A 17,244-nucleotide genomic window follows, 5' to 3' on the forward strand; every position below is an offset into this window, starting at 1 on the left:
AGGAGTCTCCTTTGTTCTTTGAGCGCCACGGTGGTGGTGAGCGAGTAATCCTCGTTCACTTGGATGGACAGGACCCTGAGGCGCGCGAAGATCCGCAGGAGTTTCAGGAATTGGCTAATTCGGCGGGTGCCGAGACCGTCGCGTTTTTTAACGTGCCGCGTCATCGGCCAACCGCCAAGACCCTGATTGGCAGTGGCAAGGTCGAGGAACTGCGCGACCTGGTCAAAGCCGAACAGGCCGATCTGGTGATTTTCAATCACATCCTCACACCCAGTCAGGAACGTAACCTCGAACGTGTTTTCGAGTGTCGCGTGATCGACCGTACCGGTCTGATTCTCGATATTTTCGCTCAGCGCGCCCGTACCCATGAAGGCAAGCTCCAGGTCGAACTGGCCCAGCTTGACCACATGAGCACCCGGCTGGTTCGTGGCTGGACTCACCTTGAGCGCCAGGGTGGCGGTATCGGTATGCGTGGCCCGGGTGAAACCCAGCTGGAAACCGACCGCCGTTTGCTGCGGGTTCGCCTGCGGCAGATCAAGGGTCGGCTGGAGAAAGTGCGCAGCCAGCGAGAACAGTCGCGCCGTGGCCGATCGCGTGCGGATATTCCTACCGTGTCCCTGGTGGGGTACACCAACGCCGGTAAATCCACGCTCTTCAATAATGTGACGAAATCCGACGTCTACGCAGCTGACCAATTGTTTGCCACGCTGGACCCGACCCTGCGTCGTCTGGATATAGACGATCTGGGGCCGATTGTCCTGGCGGACACTGTGGGTTTCATTCGCCACTTGCCTCACAAGCTGGTCGAAGCATTTCGGTCTACCCTCGAAGAGTCGAGCAACTCCGATCTGTTGTTGCACGTGATCGATGCGGCCGAACCAGATCGCATGTTGCAGATCGAGCAAGTAATGGTGGTGCTCGGCGAGATTGGTGCTCAGGACTTGCCGATCCTCGAGGTCTATAACAAACTCGATTTGCTTGAAGGCGTTGAGCCACAAATCCAGCGCGACGAAAACGGCAAGCCCCAACGGGTCTGGCTGTCGGCGCGTGATGGCAGTGGTCTGGAATTGCTTGAACAAGCCATTGCCGAGTTACTGGGCAGTGATTTGTTTGTCGGTACCTTGCGCTTGCCGCAACGATTCGCTCGACTGCGTGCGCAGTTCTTCGAACTCGGTGCGGTGCAGAAAGAAGAGCACGACGAAGAAGGCATCAGTTTGCTGGCCGTTCGTTTGCCCCGGGTCGAGTTGAATCGACTGGTAAGCCGCGAGGGATTGCAGCCGATGGAATTCATCGAGCAACACACTTTGCAATAAAAGCCTGGGAAAGCGGTTGTGCCGTGGTGACAGGCATTCTGTAGCATTGGTCGGCGCGCCGTGGGTGCGTCTTTGCTTTATCAGATGGAGAGCGCTATGGCTTGGAATGAGCCGGGTGGCAACTCGAATAATCAGGATCCTTGGGGTGGCAAGCGTCGTAACAACGGCGACCGCAAGGGGCCACCGGATCTCGACGAGGCCTTCCGAAAGCTGCAGGAAAGCCTGAACGGTTTGTTCGGTGGCGGTAAGAAACGTGGTGGCGACGACGGCGGTGGTCCGGGCAAGAGTGGCGGCTTTGGCGGCCTGCTCGGCATTGGCCTGGTCGTGTTGGCCGCCGTTTGGCTGTACAGCGCGGTCTATGTCGTCGACGAGCAGGAGCAGGCTGTAGTGCTGCGCTTGGGCAAGTACTACGAAACCGTGGGTCCGGGCCTGAACATCTACTTCCCGCCGATCGACAAGAAGTACATGGAAAACGTCACGCGTGAGCGTGCCTACACCAAGCAGGGCCAGATGCTGACTGAAGACGAGAACATCGTCGAAGTGCCGCTGACCGTGCAGTACAAGATCAGCAACCTGCAGGACTTCGTGCTGAGCGTCGATCAGCCGGAAATCAGCCTGCAACACGCGACCGACAGCGCCTTGCGCCATGTGGTGGGTTCCACCGCGATGGACCAGGTCCTGACCGAAGGTCGTGAGTTGATGGCCAGCGAGATCAAGGAGCGTCTGCAACGCTTCATGGACACCTATCGCACCGGTATCACCGTTACCCAGGTCAACGTTCAGAGCGCAGCGGCACCGCGCGAAGTCCAGGAAGCCTTCGATGACGTGATCCGTGCCCGTGAAGACGAGCAGCGTTCGCGCAACCAGGCCGAAACCTATGCCAACGGCGTCGTGCCGGAAGCCCGTGGTCAGGCCCAGCGCATCCTTGAGGATGCCAATGGTTACCGTGACGAGACCGTCTCGCGTGCCAAGGGTGAGGCCGATCGCTTCACCAAGCTGGTCGCCGAGTACCGCAAGGCCCCTGAAGTCACCCGCCAGCGTCTGTACCTGGACACCATGCAGGAAGTCTTCAGCAACACCAGCAAGGTTCTCGTGACCGGCAACAAGAATGGCCAGAGCAACCTGTTGTACCTGCCGCTGGACAAGATGGTCGAAAGTGGTCGCAACACCAGCACTCCGGTGACCAGTGCGGCAGCCACCAGCAATGAAGCGAATGCGCGTGCGGCAGCTGATCTGCAGCAACAGCAAGCACGTACCAGGGAGAGTCGCTGATGAGCAATAAATCGCTGATCGCCCTTATTGTCGGCGTCGTCGTGGCGATCGCTGCCTGGAACTGCTTCTACATCGTGGCTCAGACCGAGCGTGCGGTGTTGCTGCAGTTCGGTCGCGTGGTCCAGACCGATGTTCAGCCAGGCCTGCATGTGAAAGTGCCTTACGTTAACCAGGTGCGTAAATTCGACGCACGTCTGATGACGCTGGATGCACCGACACAACGCTTCCTGACGCTGGAAAAGAAAGCCGTGATGGTGGATGCCTACGCCAAGTGGCGCGTGAAGGACGCAGAGCGTTTCTACACCGCGACTTCCGGCCTCAAGCAGATCGCCGACGAGCGTCTGTCCCGTCGTCTGGAATCGGGCCTGCGTGACCAGTTCGGTAAGCGCACCCTGCACGAAGTGGTGTCGGGTGAGCGTGATGCGCTGATGGCGGATATCACGGCTTCGCTGAACAAGATGGCCGAGAAAGAGCTGGGCATCGAAGTGGTCGATGTTCGGGTCAAGACCATCGACCTGCCGAAAGAAGTGAACCGCAGCGTGTTCGAACGTATGAGCACCGAGCGTGAGCGTGAAGCTCGCGAGCACCGCGCCAAGGGTAACGAACTGGCAGAAGGCATCCGTGCCGACGCCGATCGTCAACGCCGCGTGCTGCTGGCTGAAGCCTATCGTGAATCCGAAGAGGTTCGCGGTGACGGTGATGCCCAGGCTGCTGCGATCTACTCCAAGGCCTACGGTCAGGATCAGGAGTTCTACGCGTTCTACCGTAGCCTGCGCGCCTACCGTGAAAGCTTCGCGAACAAATCCGACGTCTTGGTCCTCGACCCAAGCAGTGACTTCTTCCACTACCTGGAAAAAGCCAAGCCTTGATACGGCGTTGACCTGATTTATCCCCCGCCGGGCGGCTAAAACCTCTGGCGGGGTGATCCTTTGGGAAAACGTGTGTATGATGCGGCAGCCGGGAAATTCCCGGCTTTTTTGCGTCTGCATGTTTGATTGCTGTTTTAAAGCAGATGCCGGGTCGATTGGCTCGACAGTTTTTCGAGGAAAGTGGTTGGCGAAGCCGGTAGAAAGGCTTTTCGCTCCGTCGCTCATGCGCGTGGTTTGTGCGCAAGCCGATCATTTTCTGCTTCACTCAAGGCTCGCCGACAGGCTGGTCGCCCGGAGATAGGGGAAGGCGTAATGGCAACGGTAGACCGCTGGCTTCTGCCAGATGGCATCGAAGAAGTACTGCCACCGGAAGCTGCGCGTATTGAAGTCGCGCGTCGTCAGGTGTTGGATCTGTTCCAGAGCTGGGGTTACGAGTTTGTCGTGACTCCCCATATCGAGTACCTGGAATCCCTGCTGACCGGCGCGGGCCAGGACCTGGATCTGCGCACCTTCAAGGTCATCGACCCGCAATCGGGCCGTCAGATGGGTTTCCGTGCCGACATCACGCCGCAAGTGGCGCGCATCGATGCGCACACCCTGCGTCGTGAAGGCCCAAGCCGCCTGTGCTATGCCGGTAGTGTCCTGCACGCCCAGCCTCGCGCCTTGTCGTCCTCGCGCAGCCCGATTCAACTGGGTGCCGAGTTGTACGGCGACGGCAGTCCGAGCAGCGACGTTGAAGTCATCAGCCTGATGCTGGCCATGCTGCAACTGGCCGATGTGCCGGATGTGCACATGGACCTCGGTCATGTTGGCATCTATCGCGGCCTGGCCCGCGCCGCCGGTTTGTCCGGTGAAGTCGAGCAGCAGTTGTTCGATGCCTTGCAACGTAAGGCCATCGACGAGGTCATTACCTTGACCGAGGGCTTGCCTGCCGATCTGTCGGGCATGCTGCGGGCGTTGGTCGACCTGTGTGGTGGTCGCGAAGTGCTGGCTGCTGCTCGCGAGCGTCTGGCCAAGGCGCCGGCCCCTGTTCTGGCCGCGCTGGACGACTTGCTGGCGATTGCCGAGCGGCTGTCCGTGCGTTTCCCTGAGCTGCCGCTGTATTTCGACCTGGGCGAGTTGCGCGGCTACCACTACCACACCGGCGTGGTATTCGCCGTGTTCGTGCCGGGTGTTGGCCAGTCCATTGCCCAGGGCGGTCGTTACGACGACATCGGCGCCGACTTCGGTCGCGCCCGTCCGGCGACCGGCTTTTCCACCGATTTGAAAACCCTGGTGACCCTGGGGCGTGCTGAGATCGAGCTACCGTCTGGCGGTATCTGGATGCCTGACAGTACGGATGCGGCACTCTGGCAGCAGGTTTGCCAGTTGCGCAGTGAGGGTCAGCGTGTCGTTCAGGCCTTGCCTGGACAACCTTTGGCCGCCGCCCGTGAAGCGGACTGCGACCGGCAATTGATTCAGCAGAACGGGCTTTGGCAAGTTTCGCCACTGGCTTCTTGAGTTTTCCCGCCGGCTGCCGCCGGCACCAAGTTTGCGCGAATGAGGACAAGTGTTATGGGTAAGAATGTCGTAGTCCTGGGCACCCAATGGGGTGATGAGGGCAAAGGCAAGATCGTTGATCTGCTGACCGAACATGCTGCCGCCGTAGTGCGTTACCAGGGTGGCCACAACGCTGGCCACACCCTGGTGATCGACGGCGAAAAAACCGTCTTGCACCTGATCCCGTCGGGCGTACTGCGCGAAGGCGTGCAGTGCCTGATCGGCAACGGCGTGGTGGTTGCACCTGACGCCCTGCTGCGCGAGATCACCAAGCTGGAAGAAAAAGGCGTACCGGTGCGCGAGCGCCTGCGTATCAGCCCGTCTTGCCCGTTGATCCTGTCCTTCCACGTTGCGCTGGACCAGGCCCGTGAAAAGGCCCGTGGCGAGCTGAAGATCGGTACCACCGGTCGCGGCATCGGCCCGGCCTACGAAGACAAGGTTGCACGTCGTGGCCTGCGTGTGGGCGACCTGCTCAACATGCCGCGCTTTGAAGACAAGCTGCGTGAACTGGTGGATTACCACAACTTCATGCTGGTGGGTTACTACAAAGAGCCAGCCATCGAATTCGACAAGACTCTGGCCGAATGCAAAGAATACGCTGAGCTGCTCAAGCCGCTGATGCTGGACGTGACTGCCGAGCTGCACGACCTGCGTCGCGCTGGCAAAGACATCATGTTCGAAGGCGCCCAAGGCTCCCTTCTGGACATCGACCACGGTACCTACCCGTACGTGACCAGTTCTAACACCACTGCTGGCGGCGTTGCTACCGGTTCGGGTGTTGGCCCGATGTTCCTGGACTACATCCTGGGCATCACCAAGGCTTACACCACGCGTGTAGGTTCGGGTCCATTCCCGACGGAACTGTTCGACGAAGTCGGTGCGCACCTGGCCAAGCAAGGTCACGAGTTCGGCGCGACGACCGGCCGTGCCCGTCGTTGTGGCTGGTTCGACGCTGTTATCCTGCGTCGCGCTATCGATGTGAACAGCATCTCGGGCATCTGCCTGACCAAGCTGGACGTGCTCGACGGTCTGGAAGCCATCAACATCTGCGTCGGCTACAAAGATGCAGAAGGCAAGGCCGTTGCCCCGACTGATGCTGACAGCTACGTGGGCCTGCAGCCTGTGTACGAAGAAGTGCCGGGCTGGACCGAGTCGACCGTGGGTGCCAAAACCCTGGAAGAGCTGCCGGCTAACGCCCGTGCTTACATCAAGCGCGTTGAAGAGCTGATCGGCGCGCCGATCGACATTATTTCGACGGGCCCGGACCGCAACGAAACCATCGTTCTGCGCCATCCGTTTGCTTGATAAACCGTTGATGTAAAACACAAAGGCCCCTTAATTGGGGCCTTTGTCGTTTATGCCTGTTGGACGGCATGACCTTTGCTATTAGCTTTGCCTAAAACGCCACTTTTGGCGTGCCATCAATTTAATGGCGCTTATGCGGAGGGATATCAATTGTCGGCCGTTCTCTCACTGTTACAAAGCCGGTTGTTGCGGCCCGTATTCGTTACCCTTGGTATCGCCCTTTTGGTGCAGGTGCTGGTAGCTGTTGCTCTGACCCGGAGCACGGTGACCGCGCTGGAGGCCGATCTCGGCATGCGCCTGGGTGCGGACAGCCAAAAGCTTTCCGCTGAGCTTGAGCAGGCCGGGCGCGAAGTCACGTCGAGCCTCGACAGCCTCTCTACCAGTACGCGTCAGCGCCTGACAGCCGGTTTGTCCTCGCGGCTGAAGGACGAGCAGGCGCAGCTGCGCTCAACGCTGGAAAAAGATCTGAAGGACTCCGCCAACGACATGGCGCAACTATTGGCCTCTGTCGCGCCCCGCGCCATGTGGGACAACGACGTTCCAACACTTTCCGAGTTCGCCCGCCGGGCCCAGCGCAATCCCAATGTGCTGTTCGTGGTGTATGACGACGCCACCGGCCAGCACCTGACGCGCTACCTCAACCGGGAAAACCCGATCAACAAGGCGCTGCTGGAAAAAGGCCAGGGCGAGCGGGCGCTGGACAAGGTGCTGGATGCGGCGAAGAACGATCCTTCGGTGTTCTACATCGAGGCCCCGATCAATCCTAACGGCGTAGAAATCGGCAAGGTCCTGATGGGGGTCTCGACCGCGTCGGTGGAGACTGATCTGGCGGCCCTCGACAAGCGCTTCTCGACCTTGATCGCCAGCAGCGATCAACTGGTGGGCGACAGCCTCAAGGGCGCGGCCGCCGATAGCGCAGCGGCCATGCGCTCGCGCCTGCAGTCGGCGCAGTCCACTGCGGCTGAAATGAAGGCCAATACCACCAGCACCGTGCAGGAAGCCGCTACGACATTGCGCTGGCGCATCGGCGTGTGTCTGGCGGTGGTGGGTTTCGGTGTCCTGCTGCTGTTGGCGGTGGTGCTTGGTCGTCGGGTGGTCAATCGCCTGAAAATGCTGATCGTTGCCATGGATGACCTGGCGGCGGGCGAGGGCGATCTGACCAAGCGTGTGCAGATCAACAGCAAGGATGAAATCGGCGATATGGCCTCTGCGGTCAATCGCTTTGTGGATAAGTTGCAACCGATCGTGCGCGAGGCGGGCGATGTAGCCCAGCGTACCGGTGTGGAAATCGGTGCCATGACCTTGCGCAACGCCGGTGCGGATGCGGCAGCTGGCATGCAGCGCGACGAGGTCGCGGAGAGTTTGCGTGCGCTGTCGCAAATGGCTGATGAAGCCCAGTCGGAAAGCCACGCCATGCAGGCGGCGCTGAAACAGGTGGTGGATATTCGCCAGGCCACCGATGAAAACACCCGGACCTCGGCGAAAGTCGGCAGCCTGATCGAGGAGCTGGCGGGGCAGGTCAACACTGGTGCCCAGGTGATCGAGCGCCTGGCACAACAAAGTGAGCAGATTGAGGTGGTGCTGACGGTGATTCACGGCATCGCCGAGCAGACCAACCTGCTGGCGCTGAACGCGGCGATTGAGGCGGCGCGTGCCGGCGAGACCGGGCGCGGGTTTGCGGTGGTGGCCGATGAGGTGCGGGCGCTGGCGAGCAAGACGCAGAGTTCCACCGGTGATATTCAGGCGCACATCGTGGCGTTGCAACAAGGTGCGCGTGAGGCGGTGGCGGCGATTGGTCAGGCTGGGCGGCAGGCCAGTGAGGGTTTGCTGGTTCTGCGTGATAGTGCGCGGTTGCAGCAATCGGTGCAGACATCGGTCGAGCAGGTCCATGCGGCGATTGGTCTGGCCACCCAGGCGGCGGCGCATCAGGCGCAGGGCGCACAGGCAGTGCGGGGGAGGGTTCAGACCATACATGCCCAGGCTGAGAAGGCGGCGCAAGCTGTCGTGGAGACCACGGCGAGCGGCAAGGTGCTCGATGGTCTGGCGGCGCAATTGAAGGCGAGCCTGGGGCAGTTCAGGGCTTAATGCTTTGTCAGGGATGGCCTCATCGCGAGCAAGCTTGCTCGCGATGGTGGTCTTAACGGCTCAGATACATCCGGGTCGTCAGCAAATAGACCGGCAACCCCGACACCAATATCAACAACGCTGCATAAGGCGCCGCCGCCGCAAACTCCACATTCGCGGTATGCGCCCAGACTTCCGTTGCCAGTGTGTTGAGCCCGGTTGGGCTCAACAGCAAAGTCGCCGTCAGCTCCTTCATCGCATCCAGGAACACCAGGGCAAAAGCCGCCCCCAGTGCCGGGAAAATAATCGGCAGTGTCACTCGGCAGAAAGCGCTGAATGACGAGGCGCCCAGTGTGCGTGCCGCCTCCTCAAGTTGCGGTGCCGCCTTGTTCAGGGCGGTGCGGATCGGCGCCTGGGCCAGCGGCAGAAACAGCAGGGCGTAGGCGATCAGCAGCAGTGCCGAAGTCTGGTAAAGCATCGGCACGTAGTGCAGGGCGAAATACACCAGGGTCAGGGCAATGACCAGCCCGGGCAGGGCGTGCAGCAGATACGGCAGGCGCTCGGCCCAGATCGCCAGTTGGCCTTTATGGCGCACGACCAGCAGGCCGACCGGCACCGCCAGCACCAGGCACAGCGCCGCGCCACCCAGCGACAGGGCGAGGGAGGACAGCAAGGCTTCGCCGATAGCCGCCATGGGAAAGGCTGCCGAGGATCCCACCGCCAGCCAGTAGGCCAGCATGCCCAGCGGAATCCCGCTGCCAATGATTGCCAGCAGCAGGCAATACAGCTGTCCCGCCACGGCCCAGGGGCCCAGTTGAACCTGTTCCGCGCGTCGCGCCGCACCCTGGCCGGTGCGCACGTGTCGACCCTTGCCGCGCACGCGCAACTCCAGCCACAGCAGCGCCAGGCACAGCATCAACAGTACGGCGGAGAGCATCGCCGCGTTGGCATTGCTGAACTCCAGTTCGAACTGCTGATAGATCGCCGTGGTGAAGGTTTGCAGGCCGATGATCGACAAGGCGCCGAACTCCACCAGCATGTGCAGTGCAATCAGCAACGAACCCGCCAGCAGCGAAGGCCAGAGCAGGGGCAGGGTGACCTTGAAAAATACACCCCAACGATTCTGTCCCAGCGTACGCGCGGACTCTTCGAGGGACGGGTCAAGATTGCGCAAGGTTGCCGCCACGGGCAGAAAGATCAGCGGATACTTGGACAGACTCATGACCAGGATAGCCCCGCCAAGTCCCTCGAAATGAGCGCTGAGGGAAACCCAGGTGAAGCTGCTGACAAAGGCCGGAACGGCGAACGGCAGGCAGAGGATCACGCCCCACAATCGTCGGCCCGGCAGATTACTGCGCTCTAGCAACCAGGCCAGCGACAGGCCGATTACCCCGCAAACCACGGTGACGCCAATCATCAATGCCAGTGTGTTGCGCAGCAAGCCGAACACATAAGGTCGCCATAGCAAATGCAGTGCTTCTGCCCAGCCCGCCTGCCAGGCTTTCAGGCCCACGTACAGCAGAGGCAGGAGGCTGAGCACCACCAACAGCAATACGGGCAGTATCAGCCAGACAGACGGCCGCTTGTGCCGTGGTGCGTATGCGTGATGCGCGGACAATGGGGCACCCATCAATTCAGGCCAACGTCACGTTCCAGGTCCAGCGCTTCTTCGGCGTTGCCGAGGTCGGCAGGGGTGACTTTTGGTGCTTCCAGTTCGCTGAATGGCTTGAGCCCGCGATCAGATGCCATGCCTTTGTGCAGCGGGTATTCGGCGGTGGTCTGGGTGATCACGCGCTGGCCTTCTTCGCTGGCCATGTAGGCGAGCAATTGTTGGGCTTCTTTTGGATGTTTGCTGGATTTCAGGACGGCAGCGCTGGAAACCGTGATGAGTCCGCCGACATCGCCGCCGGTGAAGTAATGCAGTTTCGAGTCGAGCTGGCCTTTTTCCCGTTGTAAGGCGAACCAGTAGTAGTTGTTCACCAGCACAGTGGCTACTTCACCATTTTCCACGGCTTTGAGCGCGACCATGTTGTTGCTGTAGGTCTTGCCGAATGCGCGCAGGCCGGTCAGCCACTCTTCGGCTGCGTCCATGCCGTGCACCTTGATGATCGCTACCGCTTGCTCCTGGAAGGCGCCGCTGGTGGGTACGAAGCCGACCTTGCCTTGCCATTTCGGATCGGAGAATTCCATCACCGAGGTCGGCAGGTCTTTTTCATCGATCAGCTTGGGGTTGAACGCAACGACGCGCACCCGGGCAGTCACGCCAATCCAGGTGCCGTTGCCTGCGACGTATTCCTTGGGCAGAACGGCCAGGGTGGCGTCATCCGCCTTGGCCAGCAGGCCTTGTTCGCCGAGTTTGTTCAGTGGTGGCGATTCTTCGGTGTAGATCACGTCGGCGGGGGAGCGATCGCCTTCTTCGACGATCTGGCTGGCGAGCTGGTTGCTGCTGCCTTTGCGCACATTGACGTGGATCCCGGTCTTGGCTTCGAAGGCCTTGGCGACCGCGTCGCCGACTTCTTTGTGCTGGCCGTTGTAGAGGGTCAGGGCAACCGGATCGGCGGCTTGGGTGAGGGGGGTGGCGAGTGCCAGGCCGAGCAGGGTAATGGTCAAGCCGCGGCGCAGGGTATTTCGAAACATCATTCGCAGGGTTCCTCACTGTCGCATTGCAAAAACTTGCAACAATGATAAACGATATTGTTTCTCAAATGCGCCTTGTGTGGTGGGTAGAAGCTTGCGAGGAGCGCTTGGCGCTGAACTTTTGTGGCGAGGGAGCTTGCTCCCGTTCGGCTGCCAAGCAGGCGCAAATCTAGCGTGCGAGGTCTGACTGACGGAATAACGAGGGCCGCTTCGCGCCCCGGCGGGAGCAAGCTCCCTCGCCACAAAGGGTGGTGTTGGAATATTTTCAAATGCCAGAAACGCAAAAAACCGCTTTCGCGGGTTTCTGTGAAATCCAAGGTCGTAACCTTGAATTTGAATTGGTGCCCAGAAGAAGACTCGAACTTCCACGACCGTAAGGTCACCAGCACCTGAAGCTGGCGTGTCTACCAATTTCACCATCTGGGCATTCATCTTCAGCGTTGCCGCTGTTGATGTGGCGCACTATACGGAGAGCATTTTGATCTGTAAACCCCTGATTCTAAAAATAATAAACCAGTGGCCAAAAATGCAAAAACCCGCTTTCGCGGGTTTTTGTGTGAGCCTTGAAATTGAACTAATCTCAAGCTCGAAATTGGTGCCCAGAAGAAGACTCGAACTTCCACGACCTTGCGGTCACCAGCACCTGAAGCTGGCGTGTCTACCAATTTCACCATCTGGGCAGTATCGGCAACGTTGTCCGTCGTCGATGGCGCGCACTATACGGAGCGTCTTTTGAACTGTAAACCCCCAGGGTCAAAAAAACCTGGAAAATTTCGCCAGCGGTCTTCAAAACAGCTTTGCGGTGTCGATACAGGGCTTTAGATGGGTCGTCTTAGCCTGAAATTTCCCGTTTCATTACGCCTATGCCAAACTAACCCGCATATAGACAAGGTGAAAACTCTCTAATGGCCGATTGGCAGTCCCTCGATCCCGAGGCCGCTCGTGAAGCGGAAAAATATGAAAACCCTATTCCTAGCCGCGAACTGATCCTTCAGCATCTTGCTGATCGAGGTTCGCCTGCTAACCGCGAGCAACTGGTCGAAGAGTTTGGTCTGACCACAGAAGACCAGATCGAAGCCCTGCGCCGCCGCCTGCGCGCCATGGAGCGCGATGCTCAACTCATCTATACCCGTCGCGGCACTTATGCGCCGGTGGACAAGCTTGACCTGATCCTGGGCCGCATCAGCGGTCACCGCGATGGCTTCGGCTTCCTGGTGCCGGACGACGGCAGCGACGACCTGTTCATGAGCCCGGCGCAGATGCGCCTGGTGTTCGATGGTGACCGTGCGCTGGCCCGTGTATCCGGCCTGGACCGTCGTGGTCGCCGCGAAGGCATGATCGTCGAAGTGGTGTCCCGCGCTCACGAAACCATCGTCGGCCGCTACTTCGAAGAGGGCGGCATCGGTTTTGTGGTTGCCGACAATCCGAAGATCCAGCAGGAAGTGCTGGTGACGCCGGGGCGTAACGCCAGCGCGCAGATCGGTCAGTTCGTCGAAGTGAAGATCACTCACTGGCCGACGCCACGCTTCCAGCCGCAAGGCGACGTGGTTGAAGTCGTGGGCAACTACATGGCGCCGGGCATGGAAATCGATGTTGCCCTGCGTACCTACGACATTCCTCACGTCTGGCCTGACGCCGTGCTCAAGGAAGCCGGCAAGCTCAAGCCGGAAGTCGAAGAGAAAGACAAAGAGAAGCGCATCGACTTGCGTCATCTGCCGTTCGTCACCATCGACGGCGAAGATGCCCGCGACTTCGACGATGCGGTCTACTGCGAAGCCCGTCCGGGCAAGCTGCGCCTGTTCTCGGGCGGCTGGAAGCTGTACGTGGCGATTGCCGACGTATCCAGCTACGTGAAGCTCGGTTCGGCGCTGGATGCCGAAGCGCAGGTTCGTGGCAACTCGGTGTACTTCCCTGAGCGCGTGATCCCGATGCTGCCTGAGCAGCTGTCCAACGGTTTGTGCTCGCTGAATCCGCAAGTCGATCGCCTGGCCATGGTTTGCGAGATGACCATCTCCAAATCCGGTGAAATGACCGACTACTGCTTCTACGAAGCGGTGATCCACTCCCATGCCCGTCTGACCTACAACAAGGTCAGCGCGATGCTGGAAACGCCGAAAGCCACCGAGGCACGCAAGCTGCGCGGTGAATACACCGACGTTGTACCGCACCTCAAGCAGCTCTACTCGCTGTACAAGGTTTTGCTGGCTGCACGTCACGTGCGTGGCGCGATCGATTTCGAAACTCAGGAAACCCGGATCATTTTCGGTACCGAGCGCAAAATCGCCGAAATCCGCCCGACCGTGCGCAATGATGCGCACAAGCTGATCGAGGAATGCATGCTGGCGGCCAACGTGGCCACCGCCGAGTTCCTGAAGAAGCACGAAATCCCTGCGCTGTACCGTGTTCACGATGGTCCGCCACCGGAGCGCCTGGAAAAGCTGCGCGCGTTCCTCGGCGAGCTCGGCCTGTCCCTGCACAAAGGCAAGGACGGTCCGTCGCCGAAGGATTACCAGGCACTGCTGGCCGGTATCAAGGATCGTCCGGATTTCCACCTGATCCAGACCGTCATGCTGCGTTCGTTGAGTCAGGCGGTGTACAGCGCGGATAACCAGGGCCACTTCGGCCTGAATTACGAGGCGTACACCCACTTCACTTCGCCGATCCGCCGCTATCCGGACTTGCTCACGCACCGGGCGATTCGCAGCGTGATCCACTCGAAGCAGGACACCCCGCACGTTCGCCGTGCCGGTGCGATGACCATTCCGAAAGCGCGTATCTATCCGTACGACGAAGCGGCGCTGGAGCAACTCGGCGAGCAGTGCTCGATGAGCGAGCGCCGAGCCGACGAAGCGACCCGCGACGTAGTGAACTGGCTCAAGTGCGAGTTCATGAAGGATCGCGTGGGCGAATCGTTCCCGGGTGTGATCACCGCCGTGACCGGTTTTGGTCTGTTCGTCGAGCTGACCGACATCTACGTCGAAGGCCTGGTGCACGTCACCGCGCTGCCGGGCGATTACTACCACTTCGATCCTGTGCACCACCGCCTGGCCGGTGAGCGTACCGGTCGCAGCTTCCGCCTGGGTGACACCGTGGAAGTGCGGGTCATGCGCGTCGACCTCGACGAGCGCAAGATCGACTTCGAGATGGCCGAAAAAACCATCAGTGCGCCGATCGGTCGCAAAAAACGTGGCACGGAAGCGGCAGCGCCTGCGGCGCCTTCTACAAAAACAGTCGCAGAACCGGCCCCGGCGAAAACCGGTCGTCGTCCTGCCAAGGAAAAGGCTGTAGAAGCCTATCGCCCGAGCGATGCGGCGGCGAAAAACGCCGAAGTGCGCAAAAGTCGTGAAATGAAACAGGCGTTGCTGGCCGGTGCGAAAAGCGGCGGTAAAGCGGCGTCTGGGGGAAAGACCAGCCGGTCGACGCCTGACAAGGCCGTCGGCGGCAAGCCAGCCAAACCGAGCAAACATCGTAAAGGCCCGCCAAAAGCGGGCTCGGCTCCAGCCAAGAGTGGCGGGGCGCGTAAACCTAAGGCCAAGCCATGAGTCAGTTGGAAAAAATCTACGGCGTACATGCTGTAGAAGCGTTGTTGCGTCACCACCCGAAACGCGTGAAGCAGATCTGGTTGGCCGAAGGTCGCAATGACCCTCGGGTCCAGACGCTGATCGAGCTGGCCAACGAAAACCGGGTTCAGGTCGGCCAGGCCGAGCGCCGCGAAATGGACGCCTGGGTTGAAGGCGTGCACCAGGGTGTGGTCGCGGACGTGAGTCCGAGCCAGGTCTGGGGCGAAGCGATGCTCGACGAGCTGCTCGATCGCACCGACGGCGCGCCGTTGTTGCTGGTGCTCGACGGCGTGACTGATCCGCACAACCTCGGTGCCTGCCTGCGTTCCGCCGATGCGGCGGGTGCGCTGGCAGTGATCGTGCCGAAGGACAAGTCGGCGACCCTGACTCCGGTTGTACGAAAAATCGCCTGCGGTGCGGCGGAAGTGATTCCGCTGGTGGCCGTGACCAACCTGGCGCGCACCCTGGAAAAGCTCCAGCAGCGCGGCTTGTGGGTTGTCGGTACGGCCGGTGAAGCTGAGGTCAGCCTGTATGACCAGGACCTGACCGGTCCGACCATCCTGATCATGGGCGCCGAAGGCAAGGGCATGCGTCGCCTGACCCGCGAGCATTGCGACTACCTGGTGAACCTGCCGATGGCCGGTAGCGTCAGCAGTCTCAACGTTTCCGTGGCGACCGGCGTTTGCCTGTTCGAAGCGCAGCGCCAGCGCAGTGTCAAAGCCAAGGCTGCTGCCAAGAAGTTCTGATCTGCTGCAACTCTCCTGTGGGAGCGAGCCTGCTCGCGATAGCGGTGTAACATTCAGCATCAATGTTGAATGTGGTGTCCCCATCGCGAGCAGGCTCGCTCCCACAGGGGTTTGTGGTGAAGCAAAAATTGTGATTTGAACGAGCTGTTCAAATAATCACCAATTACCTTGCGCCTCCCTCGCCCCTTCTCTACAATTGCGCCCCTTGCTGTGATGGCAGGCACCAACGTGTCTAGCGTCCGCAAGTCCATAAGTGTCATTCACTCCTTGTCTGACCGCTTTTGAGCGGCAGGCTACAACCCGTAAGGAGCATTCATGCGTCATTACGAAATCATCTTTTTGGTCCACCCGGATCAAAGCGAGCAAGTCGGCGGCATGGTTGAGCGTTACACCAAGCTGATCGAAGAAGACGGCGGCAAAATCCACCGTCTGGAAGATTGGGGCCGTCGTCAACTGGCCTACGCAATCAACAATGTTCACAAGGCTCACTACGTGATGCTGAACGTTGAGTGCACTGGCAAGGCCCTGGCCGAGCTGGAAGACAACTTCCGCTACAACGATGCAGTGATCCGTAACCTGGTCATCCGTCGCGACGAAGCCGTTACCGGCCAGTCCGAGATGCTCAAGGCTGAAGAAAACCGCAGTGAGCGCCGTGAGCGTCGCGACCGTCCTGAGCACGAAGGCGCTGAAAGCGCTGATAGTGATGACAGCGACAACAGCGATAACGCTGACGAGTAATCCACGGACCTTTTAAGGAGCCAATTACATGGCACGTTTCTTCCGTCGTCGTAAATTCTGCCGCTTCACCGCTGAAGACGTGAAAGAGATCGATTACAAAGATCTCAACACTCTGAAAGCCTACGTATCCGAGACCGGCAAAATCGTTCCAAGCCGCATCACCGGTACCAAAGCTCGTTATCAGCGTCAGCTGGCCACCGCTATCAAGCGCGCCCGCTTCCTGGCCCTGCTGGCCTACACCGACAGCCACGGCCGCTGAGACCGGGCAGTCGACACGTAGCAAAGGATTGAATGCATGCGGGCCATAGCTGAGTTCATCATGCGCGGCCGTATGCAGGCCACTCTCGTAGTGGCTGGATGCGCGGCGATGCCGTTGTTGTATTGGTTGGGTGCTGCCGCCGGATGCCTTGTGCTCCTGCGGCGCGGATTGAGGGACGCCCTGGGCGTTCTTGCTCTGGGACTGCTGCCGGCATTGGTCTGGTGGCTTTACTCCGACGACCCACGGGCACTTCTGGTGCTGCTGGGGTCTGCGAGCCTTGCGTTGGTTTTGCGCGCAAGCGAGTCCTGGAACCGCGTGCTGCTGGTCAGCATAGCAATGGGAGTGGTGTTTTCAGTGGTGTTGGGGATAGCTTTTGCTCCCCAGATCGAGATGCTGGCGCAGGCTTTGATCAAAGTCATGCCGTCGCTACTCGGCGATGTCTACCAGAAGTTGTCGGTAGACGAACAAGCGCGTTTCGCGTCCCTGATTGCACCGGTCCTGACCGGCCTGATTGCGGCGTTGTTGCAAATCGTCAGCTTGCTGAGCCTGCTTGTCGGGCGCTACTGGCAGGCGTTGTTGTACAACCCGGGCGGTTTTGGTCGCGAGTTTCGCGCCATCCGCTTCCCGCTGTTGCCGGCGATGTTGCTGCTGGCGTGCATGCTTCTGGGGCCGAATCTCGGTTCGCAGATGGCCATGTTGACGCCGTTGTGCAGCGTACCGCTGGTGTTCGCGGGGCTGGCCCTGATTCACGGGCTGGTGGCGCAGAAGCGACTGGCCAGGTTCTGGCTGGTGGGGTTGTACGTGACGCTGTTGCTGTTCATGCAACTGATCTATCCGTTGCTGGTGGTCCTGGCCATCGTCGACAGCCTGATTGATTTTCGCGGTCGTTCGGCACCGAAAGATGCCGATAACGCGAACGGTGAAGGTTAAAAGTTAAGAGGA

Annotated in this window: 13 protein-coding genes and 2 tRNA genes; 11 read left to right on the forward strand and 4 right to left on the reverse strand. The window is 60.0% G+C overall.

Going from position 1 to position 17,244, the window contains the following annotated elements; genetic code table 11:
- Nucleotides 1–11 precede the first annotated feature (11 nt).
- From hflX to AABM52_RS02700, 6 genes are all read left to right on the forward strand, one after another.
- Entirely contained in the window at nucleotides 12–1,313 is a 1,302-nt protein-coding gene (gene hflX, locus AABM52_RS02675; RefSeq protein ID WP_008048071.1) for a ribosome rescue GTPase HflX, read from the forward strand.
- Nucleotides 1,314–1,409: 96 nt separating this feature from the next.
- Entirely contained in the window at nucleotides 1,410–2,585 is a 1,176-nt protein-coding gene (gene hflK, locus AABM52_RS02680; protein WP_347910294.1) for an FtsH protease activity modulator HflK, read from the forward strand.
- Nucleotides 2,585–3,454, forward strand: a complete 870-nt coding sequence (gene hflC / locus AABM52_RS02685; protein WP_347910295.1) for a protease modulator HflC — start codon at nucleotides 2,585–2,587, stop codon at nucleotides 3,452–3,454. Before hflK ends, hflC begins: the two co-directional genes overlap by 1 nt.
- 312 nt (nucleotides 3,455–3,766) lie before the next feature.
- A complete protein-coding gene (locus AABM52_RS02690) occupies nucleotides 3,767–4,954 on the forward strand; it encodes an ATP phosphoribosyltransferase regulatory subunit (RefSeq protein WP_007973265.1) in 1,188 nt (395 codons plus the stop codon).
- Between the two features lie 54 nt (nucleotides 4,955–5,008).
- Complete coding sequence (locus AABM52_RS02695) at nucleotides 5,009–6,298, forward strand: adenylosuccinate synthase (RefSeq protein ID WP_108218419.1); 1,290 nt, start codon at nucleotides 5,009–5,011, stop codon at nucleotides 6,296–6,298.
- A 150-nt stretch (nucleotides 6,299–6,448) separates the two neighbouring features.
- Nucleotides 6,449–8,383, forward strand: coding sequence for a methyl-accepting chemotaxis protein (locus AABM52_RS02700; RefSeq protein WP_347910296.1), 1,935 nt, complete (start codon nucleotides 6,449–6,451; stop codon nucleotides 8,381–8,383).
- A 52-nt stretch (nucleotides 8,384–8,435) separates the two neighbouring features.
- Here AABM52_RS02700 and AABM52_RS02705 read toward each other — a convergent pair whose 3' ends face one another.
- From AABM52_RS02705 to AABM52_RS02720, 4 genes are all read right to left on the reverse strand, one after another.
- A complete protein-coding gene (locus tag AABM52_RS02705) occupies nucleotides 8,436–9,992 on the reverse strand; it encodes an iron ABC transporter permease (RefSeq protein ID WP_347910297.1) in 1,557 nt (518 codons plus the stop codon).
- A complete protein-coding gene (locus tag AABM52_RS02710; RefSeq protein WP_347910298.1) occupies nucleotides 9,992–11,002 on the reverse strand; it encodes an extracellular solute-binding protein in 1,011 nt (336 codons plus the stop codon). The genes AABM52_RS02705 and AABM52_RS02710 overlap by 1 nt, the downstream gene beginning before the upstream one ends.
- A gap of 336 nt (nucleotides 11,003–11,338) precedes the next feature.
- Nucleotides 11,339–11,425 (reverse strand) — tRNA-Leu (locus tag AABM52_RS02715).
- A 167-nt stretch (nucleotides 11,426–11,592) separates the two neighbouring features.
- A tRNA-Leu gene (locus AABM52_RS02720) sits at nucleotides 11,593–11,679 on the reverse strand.
- Between the two features lie 225 nt (nucleotides 11,680–11,904).
- Here AABM52_RS02720 and rnr point away from each other — a divergent pair.
- The 5 genes from rnr to AABM52_RS02745 all read left to right on the forward strand — a co-directional run bounded on the left by rnr (nucleotide 11,905) and on the right by AABM52_RS02745 (nucleotide 17,232).
- The gene (gene rnr / locus AABM52_RS02725) at nucleotides 11,905–14,541 is read left to right on the forward strand and encodes a ribonuclease R (RefSeq protein ID WP_347910299.1); all 2,637 of its coding nucleotides are present in this window, start codon (nucleotides 11,905–11,907) and stop codon (nucleotides 14,539–14,541) included.
- Entirely contained in the window at nucleotides 14,538–15,305 is a 768-nt protein-coding gene (gene rlmB, locus AABM52_RS02730) for a 23S rRNA (guanosine(2251)-2'-O)-methyltransferase RlmB (RefSeq protein ID WP_347910300.1), read from the forward strand. Before rnr ends, rlmB begins: the two co-directional genes overlap by 4 nt.
- Nucleotides 15,306–15,620: 315 nt before the next feature.
- Nucleotides 15,621–16,043, forward strand: a complete 423-nt coding sequence (rpsF, locus tag AABM52_RS02735) for a 30S ribosomal protein S6 (RefSeq protein ID WP_008048087.1) — start codon at nucleotides 15,621–15,623, stop codon at nucleotides 16,041–16,043.
- A gap of 28 nt (nucleotides 16,044–16,071) precedes the next feature.
- Nucleotides 16,072–16,302, forward strand: a complete 231-nt coding sequence (rpsR, locus tag AABM52_RS02740) for a 30S ribosomal protein S18 (RefSeq protein ID WP_002551829.1) — start codon at nucleotides 16,072–16,074, stop codon at nucleotides 16,300–16,302.
- 36 nt (nucleotides 16,303–16,338) lie between these two features.
- A complete protein-coding gene (locus AABM52_RS02745; protein WP_347910301.1) occupies nucleotides 16,339–17,232 on the forward strand; it encodes a hypothetical protein in 894 nt (297 codons plus the stop codon).
- Nucleotides 17,233–17,244: the final 12 nt, after the last annotated feature.

The sequence above is a fragment of the Pseudomonas grandcourensis genome, assembly GCF_039909015.1.
Lineage (GTDB): Bacteria > Pseudomonadota > Gammaproteobacteria > Pseudomonadales > Pseudomonadaceae > Aquipseudomonas > Aquipseudomonas grandcourensis.